Origin of the sequence: Bradyrhizobium sp. LMTR 3 (assembly GCF_001693485.1) — a bacterium.
Taxonomy (GTDB): Bacteria; Pseudomonadota; Alphaproteobacteria; order Rhizobiales; family Xanthobacteraceae; genus Bradyrhizobium.
The window spans coordinates 858871-874172 of record NZ_MAXC01000012.1; the positions used below are offsets into that span (position 1 = coordinate 858871).

Annotated in this window: 11 protein-coding genes; 8 read left to right on the top strand and 3 right to left on the bottom strand. The window is 58.7% G+C overall.

The annotated features are described in order from the left end of the window. Positions 1-19 precede the first annotated feature (19 nt). Positions 20-1222, bottom strand: a complete 1203-nt coding sequence (locus tag LMTR3_RS13460; protein WP_065745450.1) for a cytochrome P450 — start codon at positions 1220-1222, stop codon at positions 20-22. 1650 nt (positions 1223-2872) lie between these two features. Here LMTR3_RS13460 and LMTR3_RS13465 point away from each other — a divergent pair. After that, on the top strand, positions 2873-3322 hold the full coding sequence (locus LMTR3_RS13465) for a VirK family protein (protein ID WP_065745451.1): 450 nt from the start codon (positions 2873-2875) through the stop codon (positions 3320-3322). Positions 3323-4574: 1252 nt separating this feature from the next. Beyond that, positions 4575-6359, top strand: coding sequence for a DUF885 domain-containing protein (locus LMTR3_RS13470; protein WP_065745452.1), 1785 nt, complete (start codon positions 4575-4577; stop codon positions 6357-6359). 310 nt (positions 6360-6669) lie between these two features. Here the strand turns inward: LMTR3_RS13470 and LMTR3_RS13475 are convergent, their stop codons facing one another. Both LMTR3_RS13475 and LMTR3_RS13480 read right to left on the bottom strand, forming a co-directional pair. Next, a complete protein-coding gene (locus LMTR3_RS13475) occupies positions 6670-7578 on the bottom strand; it encodes a DMT family transporter (RefSeq protein ID WP_084029576.1) in 909 nt (302 codons plus the stop codon). Positions 7579-7892: 314 nt separating this feature from the next. After that, a complete protein-coding gene (locus LMTR3_RS13480) occupies positions 7893-8123 on the bottom strand; it encodes a hypothetical protein (protein WP_245319848.1) in 231 nt (76 codons plus the stop codon). Positions 8124-9172: 1049 nt separating this feature from the next. On the opposite strand from LMTR3_RS13480, the gene LMTR3_RS40225 reads away from it, so the two are divergent. The 6 genes from LMTR3_RS40225 to LMTR3_RS38515 all read left to right on the top strand — a co-directional run bounded on the left by LMTR3_RS40225 (position 9173) and on the right by LMTR3_RS38515 (position 14768). Then, positions 9173-9622 carry a hypothetical protein gene (locus LMTR3_RS40225; protein ID WP_502686626.1) on the top strand — a complete coding sequence of 150 codons (450 nt, stop codon included), beginning with the start codon at positions 9173-9175 and terminating at the stop codon, positions 9620-9622. Between the two features lie 181 nt (positions 9623-9803). After that, a complete protein-coding gene (locus tag LMTR3_RS13490; RefSeq protein ID WP_065745455.1) occupies positions 9804-11279 on the top strand; it encodes an acetyl-CoA carboxylase biotin carboxylase subunit in 1476 nt (491 codons plus the stop codon). 1 nt (position 11280) lies between these two features. Further along, complete coding sequence (locus tag LMTR3_RS38510; RefSeq protein ID WP_065745456.1) at positions 11281-11784, top strand: acyl-CoA carboxylase biotin carboxyl carrier protein subunit; 504 nt, start codon at positions 11281-11283, stop codon at positions 11782-11784. Between the two features lies 1 nt (position 11785). Beyond that, positions 11786-13393: an acyl-CoA carboxylase subunit beta gene (locus tag LMTR3_RS13500; protein WP_065745674.1), complete on the top strand. Its 1608-nt coding sequence runs from the start codon at positions 11786-11788 to the stop codon at positions 13391-13393. 513 nt (positions 13394-13906) lie between these two features. After that, positions 13907-14449 carry a hypothetical protein gene (locus tag LMTR3_RS13505; protein WP_065745457.1) on the top strand — a complete coding sequence of 181 codons (543 nt, stop codon included), beginning with the start codon at positions 13907-13909 and terminating at the stop codon, positions 14447-14449. 142 nt (positions 14450-14591) lie between these two features. After that, a complete protein-coding gene (locus LMTR3_RS38515; RefSeq protein ID WP_176721889.1) occupies positions 14592-14768 on the top strand; it encodes a hypothetical protein in 177 nt (58 codons plus the stop codon). The last annotated feature ends 534 nt before the right edge of the window (positions 14769-15302 follow it).

Sequence of the window (15302 nt, forward strand, 5' to 3'; positions counted from 1 at the left end):
CCGCGGCGGAGTCCGCGCATCACCAGAGCACCGGAAACTTCTCGAACCCGCCAGTGATGATCTCCTTGCGCAACTTCAGTTCTTCGGGCGCCACGGCCAGGCGCAGCGCGGGAAAGCGCTGGAAGATCGAACCGAACACCGCCTTGAGTTCTAACCTGGCCAGCGCCGCGCCGATGCACGAGTGCGGCCCGTAGGAGAACGCCAGGTGCTGCTTTTCTTCGCGTCCGATGTCGAAGATTTCCGGGTCGTCGAAATGGCGCGGATCGAACGACGTCGCCGGCAGGCCGACCAGCACCTTACTCTCCGCGGGAATATGCACGCCCGCGATGGTCACGTCGGTCCTCGGATAGCGCATGATGCCGTCCCAGCCCGCGCCCGGAGGGTACATGCGCAGGATTTCCTCCACCGTCTTGTCCACCAGGGATGGATCGCCGACCAGGCGTTCGCGCTGTTGCGGATGGCGGAACATGGCCAGCAGGCCGAATTCGATCTGCGCGACGGTGCTCTCGTGCCCCGCCACCAGCATGCCCGCCGCCAGGCCGATCGCCTCTTCCTCGGTCGCCTTGCCCTGGTCGACCGCCGCGAGCAGATCCGTCAGCAGGTTGTCGCCCGGATCCTGGCGCTTGTCCCGCATCTTGCCGCGAATGTAGGCGCGCAGTTCTTTCCAGGCCAGGCGCGACGCGCTGCGCGGGCCGCTTTCATGCTGATGCGTCATCACCTCGTCGGACAACCCGGCGAAAAAGGCGTGATCCTCGTAGAGCACGCCCATCAGCGAGCTGATGACCATGGCCGGAAGCGGAAAGGACAGGTGGCGCCGCAGGTCGGCGGGCTGGGGCTGGGCCGCCAGCGTCTCGAACAACTGCGCGGCGATCGCCTCGACCTGATGCGCGAGCAGCTTCACCCTGCGATTGCTGAAGGCCGGCGCCACGATCGTGCGTAACCGGGCATGCTCGCCCCCCTCGTGCGAGACTAGCCACCCCGGCGAACCGAGAATCACCGAATCCGGGGTAAATGCCGCCGGCGGCATTCCCGCGGGCCGGAACGCCGCGTCGGACAGCACCGCCTTGGCCTCGTCATAGCCTGTCACCCACCAGCCTTCGTGCCCGGAGGGGAAGCGCACGCGGTGGATCGGACCGTTACCGCGTAGAGCCAACATCTCGGGCGAGGGCTCGATGTGATCGACGCGCCACATCGGCAGCGTCGGCAAGGGTTGTTCGGACATGGTGGCACTTCACTCTCTAAGCGACGGAAGGGCGGAAGGTGACCGGCAGGGGCTGCGGGCAGCGGCTTCACGTACGCTTGCGTTCACTTCTGTTCGTCGATGATGATCGGCGGGGAAGGCGGCCAGACCCTAGGGCCTCAATTTGGCTTTAGCCATCTACCGAATCTTGTAGTAGCCCCCTTAAGCTCAAAGCGAAAAAATGCATGCTTGCCCTTGAAATAGCATCGCGATGACGACCAAGAGCGAACGCAAAGCTCACGCGCCTGTACGTTGGAGGCGCCAGCTCCGGCATTTCTCTATCGTCGTACACTGGGCGCGTTAATCGCCCCTTCTTCACACAGTCGAAATCCTCCCCTCGAACGCGTTGGTGTTGGCGCCGAGGCGCACGTTGCGCGGCAGCTTGTCAGCGAGCGGGCGCTAGATCATGTCATGACCGCGCGTTGCCAGCCGGCGCGCTTGAGCGCAGCGTTCTCCGTCGTTGTATCGGTCATCGCACAAGCGGCTGCATCCGACTTAACACCGGAGAATTCGGTCGAGCGTCGATCTCCTATGCTGCAACAGCACCGGCCCGACGCACACTGCCGGGTATAAGGTGCGTGGGGCCGGTTGGGGCATGGCGCGGCACTTGGCCGTCCAACCCAGACAAACCCGTGCAAATGATATGCCACACGAAATGGTGCCGATGATCGGCGTCGATTCGCCGGTGTCGAGCGCACGGATTTTCAATTGCGGCAGGACGCGCCTACGTATGGGCGATTTTCCTCCGGCGTCGTTTGCGTTACGCCATCAAGGTTGGATCTAAATTAGTGGCCGGACGATCGCCGGATCCGATGTCGGCGAGACTTCGTTGGCAGTATGGCCAGAGGGGCGCGGGTATCCGAACGGATTAGAATTATTGCGTCACAAATCATGACGACGCATGACCTTCCATTCCGATTGCGCAGCAGGGACATCTACGTAACGTCTAAGCAAATGAGCTCGCGACGCACCGCCGGATGCTAGCGAACGAGTTTGCATGTGACGCTCCGTTTTGAGCGGGAGCGCCGCGGGTCAGCTAGTCATTGCATGAGCCGCGCGAAGCGCGGGGTCAAGAAGTCAACGCTGCCGTCGCGCCATTGATATTCCGCCGAGCTTGTTTCGGTAGACCGAGCTCAACTTCCTTGAACTATCAAGTATTTTGCTCGTCCTCCTACTGCATCAGTTTCGCCGCCCGTCCATTCCGGACCATTTCTTCGGGCGGCAGCGGTCCCCTGACGGGCGACCACACAAAGTGCGCGGCAAGAACGCCCGTTGCTTGAAGGCTCGTTCGAAGCTGTTCCGCTCGCGTTTATATGAGAGTCCTAACCTGCACGCTCTCGCTCATATCGGCCTCCTTTGCATTTGCGCATTGTTGCCGTTCCTCGTTTCGACGCTGCCACCCCTGGACCAAACAGTACACAGGATGCCGCAAAGGGTGACGCCATTTCGCAAACCTTACGTACGAGCTTGTGAGGTTGGATTAGCCTTCGCAACGACTTGCAAGCGGTTGCGACACGTGTAGTTGTTGCGAAGCGCACATGCCCGATGTCTGAAATCCGCCAAGCTGTTTGCGGACGCGACATCGGAGTTGCCGCATGCCTCGCGTGCGGTGTTGTTGAAGGAGAAGAGCGTATGAAGTTTAGTCGCAGATGCCTGTCGATCCTGTTTTCCTTGCTTTCGGCTGTGAGCGTGAGCACGATCGCCAAGGCCGATGAGCCCTCGCCGAAATACGCCGAGGTGCTCAGTGCCCTGCAGGCCGGCAAGAATGTGAAGCTCATATTGGACCTAAGCCGCTGTACCACGCTCGATGGCGGCAAGCCTGGGCCAGCGACGCAGGCCGGGCTGCTTATTAGTGCCTTCAGGGTGACCGCCCAGAACGGCATCAGCTTTGCCAATGCGCATCAAACCGTGGATAGCTCGGGACAGCCAGTGACGGAATACATTCGCCACAGCCTCAGCCGCGAAGGCAAGCTTACGGTGCGGGCCTCCAAGCTGATCGTCGGGGCGACCGAAGTAGTGAATCAGGGCGAATTCGTGTGCGAACTGCCGGACGGCGCAAAGTTCGTTTCTTTCCTCCCCTGACCTTTCGAGTGCGTTTTATCGAGCCATAACACCGTAACCGAAATCGTGACGACGGCCAGGTCACTTCTGGCCGTCTTTCGTAGCCGGTGGCCACGCGGCGAAGTTGCTTAGCGTTTGCTGAAGCAGCATCCGATGAGATGGTGCTGACCTACCAGACTGTTGAAGAACTCGGCCGCGTTCGCAAGGGACGCCTGAATGGTCACTATTGTGTATGAAGAACTGGCCGACCGCCTGCCCATAATGCCGACCATAGCTGATCCGCGGCCGCGAGCGGGGTCATTCTCGTCGTCTCCTTACCATGAGAATTCCGAGCAGGCCGAACCCTCTCGCGAGGCGTAGCGGAAGTCGAGAAGGCGCTCCAGCGCACCGAAGGCTATGGCGATTTCAGCATCGGACTTACCCTCGAAGGTGAGATGCGCCTCCTAGAACAAGATGGAGGAAATCGCTGCCCTCGTTCGCCATCGATTGCGGAACTGCGGCCGCTAGTGTTCTCTCCAACATGCGGCGACATTTCATCGACCACAGTTCGCTAATGAAATCTCCTGCATCTTGGCTTTGACCGCGCCGAGGGTGATCGCTCGGCGGCTAGGATCGGCATCGTCTCGCCCATTGCCGGATAGATGCGGCGATCTCGGCGATTTGCTCGGCCGAATGCCGGCGCGAATTCCGTTTCGTGCGGCCGTACTCGCTTAAAAGGGCCATGTTTCTACAGCCGGCTTACTCGCCGGTGCGTCCATGTAGCCCCTGTAAGTTCGTTTATGGGCGGGGAAAGCCCTATTTTTCTAGGAGCAAAGCGCAACCCGCCGTCAAATCTGGGCGAATCGGGGGAGCGTACCCTCCCGGGCGCCTCCCCGTCGCTAGGCCGCAACGACGACACCGCGCGAATCAGCGTCGGCGTGATTTCAAGACCAATCTTCTGCGCGCGTCCTCAAAGAGTGATGCACGGCATTCATGCCTTGTCGGTGCTCGTCGCCGACTCCTGCAAAGGCGCACATCGAGTACGCCATGGGAAAGCTCTTCGAAAAAGCGGCTTCCCGCTGCGCAACGTCCTGCCGGACAACTAGCGGCGGCGATTGTCAGCCTTGGGACCAATGTCAGCAACTTGACGCTACACACACTTACGAAGTGCCGTCAAAAACCTGCAATTCAATTCGGCACGCCGCTTGCTTCATTCGCGGCATCCTCACAACAGCAGTGCGGTGATCTTCAGGAGCGGACTCGCCGCAGTTTTCAATCGAGGACCTTGAGCACCATGAACAAGCCTACCATGCCTCAGTCGGTTACGGCCGCACCGCAAACCGAGGCGCTCGGTGTTTTCTTCGAACAGGCCTTCGAACGGCAAATCCGACTGAGCCCGATGAGAGAGGCCGCCCTGCTGGGGCGCAAAGATCGCCAGCATCTATGGGACGAGATCGACGAACCAGCACGGGACCAAGCGGTTCGCGAGACTCGGCAGGACCTTGATCGACTGCGCGCGGACTTCGATCCGCAGACGTTGCCGGACGCGGCCAAGCTGAGCTATCGGCTGTTCGAGAGCAACTGCGTGACAGCGTTAGAAGCGGACGAGTTCCGGCATTACAACTACCCGCTAAACCAAATGGGTGGCTGGCAATCGTCCATTCCGGCCTTTCTGCTCAATCATCATCCCATCGACGCTGTCGAAGATGCGGAGGCCTACATCTCTCGCCTCGAGGGCATCCGCAGGTTGGTCGCACAAATCATTGATGGTGTCGAGCTGCGTTCTCGCAAGGGGATTTTCGCTCCAAGATTTGTTTATGACAAGGTCATCCGGGATTGTCGCAATCTTCTGAGCGGCGTGCCCTTTCATGCTTCAGGAAAGGACTCGACGTGGCTTGCGGACTTCCGCACCAAGCTCGAGGCGCTGCCAATATGTTACGCGAAGAAGCCCAAGCTTATTGAAGCGGCCATCCAAGCGATGATCAGGTTCGTCCAGCCGGCTTACGTCGATTTGATTGCGGCGGCGGGCCGGCTCGAAGCCTCGTCCAGCACGGACGACGGCGCCTGGAAGAACCCCGACGGACTTGAGTTCTACGCGCAGGCGCTCAGGCACATAACCACGACGGAGCTGTCGGCCGCACAAATCCACGAGTACGGGCTGGAGGAGGTCGCCCGGATCCACGGAGAGATGGAAAAGATAAAGAACTCGCTTGGCTTTGGCGGCGAACTCGCCGCTTTTTTCCAGCACATCAAGACAAACCCCAAGTTTGTCTATCCCGATACCGAGGAGGGACGGAGCACGTACCTCCGCGAAACGTCCCGCGTTATGGATGCGATGTACCGCAACCTCGGCAATTCTTTTGGCAGGCTTCCGAAGGCTCCTTTGGTTGTCAGGCGTGTCGAGCCCTTCCGTGAGAACTCTGGGGCCCTCGCCTTCTATCAGCGAACAACGGCTGACGGCAGCCAGCCCGGCGTCTACTATGTTAACCTGTCCAGAATGGAGATCCTGAAGACGTTCCAGCTCGAAGCTCTCGCCTACCACGAGGGCGTGCCGGGTCATCACATGCAGATTGCGATCGCGAGAGAACTGACCGGAGTTCCCGCGTTCCAGAAGTTCGGCTCGTACACCGCCTATGCGGAAGGGTGGGCGTTATATGCTGAGTCGCTTGCCAAGGACATGGGTGCGTATCGCGATCCCATGTCCGATTTCGGACGGCTCGCGGCGGAGCTGTGGCGCGCCGCGCGGCTTGTGGTGGATACCGGCATCCACACCAGTCGCTGGACGCGCCAACAAGCGATCAACTACCTACGCAAGGTAACGCCCAATCCGTTGTCCGAAATCATAAGTGAGGTGGAACGCTATATCGTCTTACCGGGCCAGGCTACTGCGTACAAGGTGGGCATGCAGCAACTGCTCGCGTTGAGGAGCAAGGCAAGCTCTCAGCTGGGCCGGGCATTCGACGCGCGCGAGTTCCACGACATCGTCCTAGGCAGCGGTCCACTTCCCTTCGGACTCCTCAGCGAGCTCGTCGATCGCTGGATTGCAAGCAAAGGCCCCGACGCAACTCCTCGCGGCTAACGTGCGATGCGCGCAGATACAACGCCAGACGCTCTGATCCTGCTTCTGTCGCGTCATCTGGGCCGGACGAGAAACGAGGAGCCATCTTCCGGGTGGATTATGCAGCGACGGTCCAAATGAATCTGGTCCCAGAGGATCGAGCGGGCCGCCCGCAAAAAGGGGGAAATGGGTAGAAATTTCGATCTCCTGCCCCAGACATCTGAAAACGGAACTGTCCACCCGTAACTTGGCCGCGGCCGAGGAAGCCGCGGCATTTTTGATTGGTTGGGCCGCGGGCGAGACGACGTGTCCTGCGCCAAATTGATCCAGGTCAATCGTGCGGTTTGGAACGCAGGGCCAAGGGCATTCCAAGCGCCGACACGAGAACAGTGGCAGCCCCTAGCCACTGTCTTGCAGTCAGGGTTTCATGAAGGAAAACAGATGCGAAAATGGACGTAAACATCGGAATTAGCGGCAGCAACAGCGCGGCTGCGGTCGCGCTCATGCGCTCCAGCGCAACGCCGTAGAGAAGAAATGGAATTGACATGAGCAGCAATCCGGATGCGACCACCAAAATAACATCAGTGATAGTTGGCGTGAGCGTCGGCAATGGACGAACACCAATCCATACACATCCCACTGCTGCGAACGCGACGATTTGGCTTATTGTCGTAAGCCGCAGCGCATCGATCCGATGCGACATCAAACGGACTGTGATACTGTAGAGCGAGGCAAATAGAACACCGCCGAGGACGAGGCCGACTCCCAGTCCGCGCGTTGCGTAGGGATCGGGTTCAGAGGTCCAGCTCAGCAAACCAACTCCGGCAAAGGCCAACAAGCAGAGCAAGCCGACGCCCCGGTTGGGGGTCTCGCCAAGGATCAGCCACGCGAGGAGTATGATCATTGGCGTTTCAACTGCGAATAGGATCGCTTCCACAGAAGCCGGTAGCATCGTCAGGCCGAAGATCGACAAACCAGACGCAAGCGCCGGCTGCAGGAGGCCCGGAAGGCCAGCACGCCAATCGCTCAAGCGTGGCGACGCGCCTGACCAGATGGATAGTACGGTCAGGCTTGCGGCACTCACAGCCAACTGCCCTGTTAGTAGCGAGAGCGGCTCGATACAGCAGAGGGCGGCCTTGGACAGGACGCTGCCGATACTCCAACTAGCCATCGCAAGGGTTCCGCAAAGAAGCGGTACGAAAAGGCTAGGCTGGTTCATCGGATGGCCTTTCGCTTGCATCAGAGCGTGTGACACCCAGGTTCGTGCAATAGATCAGCAGCCGCGGATAACTCCATGGTTGGCTGACACGTCGCAATCAGCCTCCTCCAGAGATAGCGACCAAGGTTCTGGATGGTACCGGATCTGCGAGATAAAGAACCAGGGTGCTAACGTTATGCATCGCTTGTTTGATCGTGAGGTTGATCACGATGACCGAACGGCTAACGGCCGAGTAATCCAAATCGGCCCGCATGCGTGTGACGCATCGAGCAAAGGAACCAACCTAGCCGCTCCGAGAGAGCTACTCAGGATTTTATCAAAAAGCCGGCCAAGCATCAGGAGCTGCGATCAGGCTCTGCGTCGCCATCTTTTTTGAGCGTCGGCCACTCCTCTGCGCGTCGGGCTAGCTTCTCATATTCCTCGGCGATCTTAAGGAGCCTATCTCTGGACTTGCCTTCAGCGAACGACACCGCTTTGGTCCGCGTCGCTTCCGCACGGCCTCGCCAGAATTTGGGATCGTAGAACGGATCTTTGGGTTTCATGTAGATGAGATGCACTTCGTACATGAACAGAATGCGACACCAGCCCTCCGTATCATTACGTAGTCGCCCTCCCCGCACAATTCGCAAGGGGGCGCGATTCGCTTGAGAAAGCCGAACCGGGTGCACACGTATTGAGCTGTTGATAAAGTTGCTTTGCTTATGCCTCGCACACGCTCGGTGGCAGTTGGACCCAGCAAGATACGACCCGTAGGCGCCACGATCTCCTTCTAAGGCGCGCTAGGCCAAGCTTCTTCCAGGACGAACGTGTAAAGGCGGCGCATCTAAAGCGACTGCTATCTCGGGAACAAAAGCTCTTCCCTTTCGCACTGCTACCGCCGCGCGCAGTTTACGCTGACAAGGATCGCAAGCCTATTCAATGTTTCGATCTCTCCACTTGCCGGCTTAAAGGGATCAGCCGTGCTGGAGCTGTCGCTTACGTACCCGGCTCCGCTCGGCTAGATGGGAATGGAACTGAGATTTGCCGTGAAAGGCCTCTCACTCTATTCGCGCCAGATGGCTCTTGGGCCTGCGGGCTTTAGGTATATCCACACGAGCAGTCCTGGCGAGGGCTTGAATCGCACGTAGCGTTAGATTGTACGATCTAAAAAAACAGGTGGCGGGCCACCTCAAAGCTTCCCGCCAAGTGATGAGAATTGCTAATGTCCCACACTCGTGAGCTCACGTCGCAAAATCACGATGCTCGAGCACGCACCCGAAAGCGAAGTGGTCTATCGGCCGCATCGCAAACTGGCCACTTTGCACCCGGAACAGGATGCAAATTTGGCGCGATCTGCGCAGCATGTGGGTGATAGCCCCGGCTGTTACAGACCGCTCCTGGTTCTCTCTCCCCAACCAGATGCAGTTTCGGGGGCATGTTGGAGGTCGCTCAATCCACAATTGCCCCCGAGGTATATCTTACCGCTATCGTAACTTCTTTCGTCTAGCCGGGTCGCAATCCTTGTTTCGCTCGGCGTCGGCGGCTCTGGCTCATCGGCCGACCGGCGGGTTGTTAGCCGCCTCGATGCGCTCGGAAGTTACGGTGTCTACGAATAGGCGACCGAAGCACCGCTGCGATGGGTGTGCAGATACGCGAATGCGCTTCCGCGGCCGTCAATGCTTTGAATGGTTCCGACCTGTTTCGCGATAGACAGGTCATGCTGCGCTTCGCGCAGAAAGAACAATATCGCAGGATGTATCGACTTGAAGAGGATATCGTGAATCAAAAGCAGCGAACGTATCGGTCTTGGTTTTTCAAAGTACATCGCTGTGCAGCGACACTTGCTGTTGCTGCTGTGACGACAATGGGTCTATGCGCCGAACAGGCGGGTGCGCGAGATCGGCTGGCGACGCCGGAGGAACGAGAGGCTTGCACACCGGACGTGCTTCGCCTTTGTAGCAGCCACATACCTGATGCAGCAGCCATCACTGCCTGTCTCAGAGCCAAGTTCGTAAACCTGAGTGACCAATGTCGCTACGTGATATCGTTTCGAGACTCTGCCAAGGGAAAGGAAGGCTCGAAATGAGCCAGCGCCGATAGCCCAGCGGCTTCGATTGCCCACGTTCGAGACTAGCCCCTGGGGCTGAATTCCAGGACGGCAACGCCGAATGGGGACACATGAAATGGCGCGGGCAATTGAGGCTGCACCAACCGCTTGCGAATGACGGAATTCTCGGGGCTGGACACTTGCTTGGACGAACAGGCGAATGCGTAAATTACCTTTCCAAACCATTCTGATCGCCAACAGAGGCGAGATTGCCGTACGAATCATCAAGACCTTGCGAGGGCTGGGGCTTCGCTCTGCAGTTGTCTACCACGATGCGGATGCGGGGACGCCGGCTGTCGCCATGGCTGACACGGCGATTGCGATCAGCGGTCGCACGCCGATTGCCGCCTATCTCGATATCCCGCAAATCATCGCTGCTGCCCACAAGGCGACCGCCGACGCCCTTCATCCGGGCTATGGATTTCTCTCCGAGAATGCTGAGTTCGCCAGGGCCGTCACAAAGGCGGGCATTGCCTTCATCGGGCCAGCTCCGGAAAGCATCGAACTGATGGGCGACAAAATCAGGGCCCGCAACTTCGTTCAGCGGAACGGTTTTCCGGTTGCACCTTCGGCGATCGAAGAAGATGATCCAGCGACATTCACATTCAGGGCGCGAACTGTTGGCGTTCCTTTGCTGGTGAAACCATCGGCTGGAGGTGGCGGCAAGGGCATGCGGATCGTGCGCGACCTCGCTAACTTGGAGGACGCGATTGCGCAGGCGCGCAGTGAGGGGCAGAGGTATTTCGGCGATGGCCGGCTCTACGTTGAACGATACTTGGAAAACCCGCGGCACATCGAAGTACAGGTGCTCGGCGACTCCTTCAGAAACGTGGTCCATCTCTTTGAGCGGGAGTGCTCTGTGCAGCGCCGGTTCCAGAAGCTCATCGAGGAGTCGCCCTCGCCTGCGCTGTCGCCAGAGTTGCGCAAGCGGGTTTGCGAAACCGCCGCCAGCATCGCGCGCGCCGCTAACTATCGAAACGCAGGCACTGTCGAATTCATCTTCGGTGGCGGCGAGTTTTATTTTCTGGAGATGAATACGCGTCTGCAAGTCGAGCATACTGTGACCGAGATGATCACAGGACTCGATCTTGTTGCTCAACAGATCTATGTCGCCGCGGGCCGCGAACTTGGATTTTTGCAGTCCGATATTGTCTCGAAAGGACACGCGATCGAGGCTAGACTGTATGCGGAAGCCCCGGAACGCGGATATGTTCCGACGACTGGCAAGGTACTTGTTCTTGAGTACCCGGATGGCGATGGCGTACGGATCGACAGCGGCATCTTGCAAGGCCAGCAGATTACGACAGCGTTCGATCCCATGCTCGCAAAGATCATCGTGCATTCGCCGACGCGCAATGAGGCTGCGCTGAAGGCCCATCGGGCGATGCGGGAGCTGGTGCTTCTCGGCTGCGAGACAAACGCACACTTTCTCACACGTATCCTCCGCGACGAGGCTTTTCTGAGCGGACACGTCCATACGGGATATCTTGAGGAAAATCCGCACATCGCATCGGGCGAACCTGCGTCCGACTTATCGGCCTTCCTCGCCACAGCCGCCCTCCTGACGAGACCTGTCCGCGAATCGGCAGATGCCGTGCCCGAGCTTCACGCCGCGCTGGGCAGCTGGAGAAACTGACGTGAAACACTCTTTTGAAGTTGATGGCGTAGATTATCAGTTATCGCTTTCACGCTGCCAACAGGGCTATCGCCTTCGCTTGTGTAATAAAGTGATTGCCCCAGTCGCGCTCTCCCAGCAAGCCGAGGGTTGCGGCGTCCTTACCATCGCTGGCGAAAGCGAACCGGTCAGGTTCGCCATCGACGGCGAGGTCATTCACGTGCATATCCGCGGCAGGACGCGCATTTTGCACTACCGCGACCCGTTGAGAACGCTCGCTTGCGCGAATAATGAGGCGGATCATCTCCTGACCCGCGCGCCAATGCCGGGCCTCGTCGTGACGACCAGCGTTTCGCCTGGTCAATCCGTCTCCGCAGGCACGGCGCTCATGAAAATCGAGAGCATGAAGTTGGAAACCATCATACGCTCTTCACGGGACGGCGTGATTGACCGAATCCACTTCAACGAAGGCGAGAGCTTCGAGCGAGGCGCAGTGCTGGTTACGCTCTCCGATGAAGGGCGTTGAGATGCAGCGGATCGCTTCTGCAGCGGATGTCAAATCCCAGGACTTTTGCCTCAACGAACTCCACAACAAACGACTTGCGGCCGAATTAAAGGAACGGCAACGTGCCGCCCGCTTCAACCGTCCCGAACGGGACCTTGAGCGCCTGCGTCGGCAGAACAAACTGTTTGTGCGTGATCGGATTGAGGCTTTGCTCGATCCAGACACTCCGTTCCTCGAGCTTTCGACGCTAGCCGCTAACAAGGCTTACGACGGCGAGGTGCCTGGAGCAGCGCAGGTTGTCGGCATCGGCATCGTATCGGGTCGCGAAGTCATTGTTCACGCGGATGACGCGAGCGTGAAGGGCGGCGCATGGTACCCGCTATCTGTCAAGAAGATCGTGCGCGCTTTGGATATAGCGATCGAGAACCGTCTGCCCGTGGTTCATCTGTGCGACTGTGCCGGCGGATTCCTGCCTTTGCAGGCGGAGTTCTTCGCGGATCGGTACTACGCGGGTCGAATCTTCCGCAACCAATCTATTCTCTCAAAGATGGGAGTGCCGCAAGTCGCCATCGCGATGGGTCATTGCACCGCGGGAGGGGCGTACGTACCCGCGCTTAGCGACTACAACATCATCGTGGAGGGAACGGGCGCGATTTTTCTAGGGGGCCCCCCAGTTGTGAAAGCGGCCACGGGCGAAACGGTATCCGTCGAAGAGCTTGGCGGCGCTCATATGCATACCAGCGTGTCTGGAACGAGTGACTATTTCGCACACTCCGAGATGCACGCGATTGCCATTGCGCGGGACATTGTCGCTCGTTTCGATGGTGCTACGAAAGCCTCGATCAATAGGGTCGCTCCTGAGCCGCCCGCTTACGATGCGTCTGAGTTGTACGGCATTCTTCCCAGGGATCCTCGAGTGCAGTTCGACATGCGGGAGATTATCGCCCGTCTAGTCGACGGCAGCCGATTTCACGAATACCAGCCTCGCTATGGCGAGTCTTTGGTGTGCGGCTTCGCCCGCCTTTATGGATATCAGATCGGGCTTATTGCAAACAACGGTGCGCTGTTCAGCGATAGCGCGCTGAAGGGCGCTCACTTCATCCAATTGTGCGACAAGAATCGAACGCCCCTGCTGTTTCTGCAGAATATCACGGGTTTCATGGTCGGCCGCGAATACGAACGGCGTGGCATCACCAAGGATGGCGCCAAGCTGATCATGGCCGTCTCTGGAGCGTCGGTGCCTAAATTCACGGTTATTTGCAACCGCTCCCACGGAGCGGGGACATTCGCTATGGCGGGACGAGCTTTCGATCCACGCTTTATGTTCTCCTGGCCGCAGTCTCAAATTTCAGCGATGGGTGCAGAGCAAGCGGCAGGCGTGCTTACCCATGTCAAGGCAAGACAATTGGCCCGGGCGGGTGGACGTTTATCGGAACAAGATTTGGCGGCCATTCGAGAGCCTATTGTCGAAGAGTATCGGGAACGATCGAGCGCCTACTATGCAACTTCCGAAATCTGGGACGACGGCATTCTTGATCCCGTCGACACCAGAAACGCGCTCGCAATCGTCCTGAGCGCTTCGCTCAATACTCCCATCGAGGCGCCACGTTACGGCGTCTTCAGACTGTAGCGATCGGATCAGGCGCAAAGCGAGAAGGCGCTGATCATGCCATCCTTCGATTTGACGGCTTCGAAATCGGCGGCTGGGTCGTCTACCTCCACACTCACGGAAAGGAAGATAAGTGGAAACGCATCACCTTCGCCGCAGCCTTCCGCCGATGAGAGCCGGCTCTGAACTCAATGTGCTCCAGTATCGACACTTTCGAAGCAGCTAGAGGAGACCGGGTTCGAACCCGCTCCGGTGGCGACCACTGAGGCGCTGATGCATCAGCGAAGTTTGACGCAACACGGGCGAGCGGTTTCAGAAACGTTCTGTGCCAGCACCAGGTCATCGCACGAATGGGATTCGTCAGCTTCCGACGCCGATATGTCCTTCGAACGCGATTTGCTGTCTCAACCACGCAGCTTGCGCTTATCGCCTTTGGGGCCCGACTAGCTTTCGCCTCTCAGAGGATCAAATCCCGCGACCCAAGCGCCCGAAGCGACGTTCTCGTCGCCCCGAACGGACCGAGGAGCACACCTAGTGGACAAGTCCAACAAACAATCAACATTTGAAGAACACTCCGATCAAGGGCAGCCGGTAAAAGACGGGAAATGGCATCACGGCCTGAACCGCGAAGATACTCAGCGCGCCCCTCGCAAGGTCCAAGTTCGCACATTTGTCAGAGAGGCTGCCCTCGACTCAGTCCCGATTGGGCTTCGCGCTCTGATATTGATCAACTGTGGAGCTGGGCTTGCAGTCTTGTCATCTCTCGAAGGCGTAGAAATCAGAGCCACAATCGATCTGAGCCTTATCGGCGCCCTCTCTTCAGCAGCGATGTACTTCGCGTTGGGGGCTGCGCTCGCTTTCCTTGCAATGTTCGCCGGCACCGCTGCTGAAATGGCGGTTTCGAGGCTCACGACTTGTGAGCCACAACGGATCCAAGAGACGCGCCGCTTGCGCACTGCGAACGCCGCGCGCATTTGCCACGTCTGTTCGTTTATTTCCGCGCTGGCCTCGCTAGCTTTATTCGCTTCTGGAATGGCCGAGGCGAGCTCCACACTGCCGATGCTTCTGCAGAGGTAAGCTGCCCAAGCGCCTTTGGACTTGACTAGAACCGAGCTCGCGAGCTGAGAACTGGCAGGAGCCCTCGCCCATGCAGTGCCCGAAATGCAACTCCGATGATTGGTGCGAAATCGCGTCACATGATCCCTGGAGCGGCCGACCGATGATCGCCTGCAATGTCTGCGGCGAATATACTGCGCACAAGCCGGCCGAGCGCGAGGAGGCGTACGCGATCATTGCCGGCGCCCTCACTGGCGAGCACCAACACGACGCTCCGGCTGATGCGGGCAAGATCCTGGATGCCCTGGAGAATGCTGGTCTAACGATTGCGCGCACCTGAAAGCGAATAAAAGACCGACCCGTCCATGAACCACACCGTTCCAAGCCCGCAGACCAGACATCCCACGCACCGAAAAACGGTGACTATCGGGGCGTCTTCGTGATCGTAATGCGAGGCTTCACGCCGCTATCACCGATCTAAAGCGGCAGGCTGAGCGAGTGGCATCGAGCCAGCACGATCAGCATTTTAGCCGACTATTTCCGTACCCCACCCTCTTGCGCCCGCACCACCTCGAGGAGACCACATTCAGGAATGCCGCGTAATGGCTCGCGGCTCTGAGCCGCATGTGTTGCACAGTGGAAGATACGCTCGAGCCGGGGATTCGTGCGCGATCCGGTGGAGCTGCTGGGCAGTTGCGCCGAGATCTGTGCAAGGTCGAGATGTCGGGCCCGGTCACGTCATTGTGCGTGTCGTTCTTGGGCAATAAAAGTCGCCGTTGTCGACACAAGTTGGCTAGGTCACGGCGGGTTTCCTTTTGGATTCATTCCTCTCATTCTTTGCGCCCCATCGTGATCTTAAGCTTCTTTGGTTCAA

Coding starts and splice junctions, on each gene's coding strand:
- LMTR3_RS38515 (WP_176721889.1), top strand. CDS start 14,592: ATGATCGCCTGCAATGTCTGCGGCGAATATACTGCGCACAAGCCGGCC.
- LMTR3_RS13470 (WP_065745452.1), top strand. CDS start 4,575: ATGAACAAGCCTACCATGCCTCAGTCGGTTACGGCCGCACCGCAAACC.
- LMTR3_RS13500 (WP_065745674.1), top strand. CDS start 11,786: ATGCAGCGGATCGCTTCTGCAGCGGATGTCAAATCCCAGGACTTTTGC.
- LMTR3_RS40225 (WP_502686626.1), top strand. CDS start 9,173: ATGGGTGTGCAGATACGCGAATGCGCTTCCGCGGCCGTCAATGCTTTG.
- LMTR3_RS13480 (WP_245319848.1), bottom strand. CDS start 8,123: ATGTACGAAGTGCATCTCATCTACATGAAACCCAAAGATCCGTTCTAC.
- LMTR3_RS13490 (WP_065745455.1), top strand. CDS start 9,804: ATGCGTAAATTACCTTTCCAAACCATTCTGATCGCCAACAGAGGCGAG.
- LMTR3_RS13475 (WP_084029576.1), bottom strand. CDS start 7,578: ATGCAAGCGAAAGGCCATCCGATGAACCAGCCTAGCCTTTTCGTACCG.
- LMTR3_RS13465 (WP_065745451.1), top strand. CDS start 2,873: ATGAAGTTTAGTCGCAGATGCCTGTCGATCCTGTTTTCCTTGCTTTCG.
- LMTR3_RS13460 (WP_065745450.1), bottom strand. CDS start 1,222: ATGTCCGAACAACCCTTGCCGACGCTGCCGATGTGGCGCGTCGATCAC.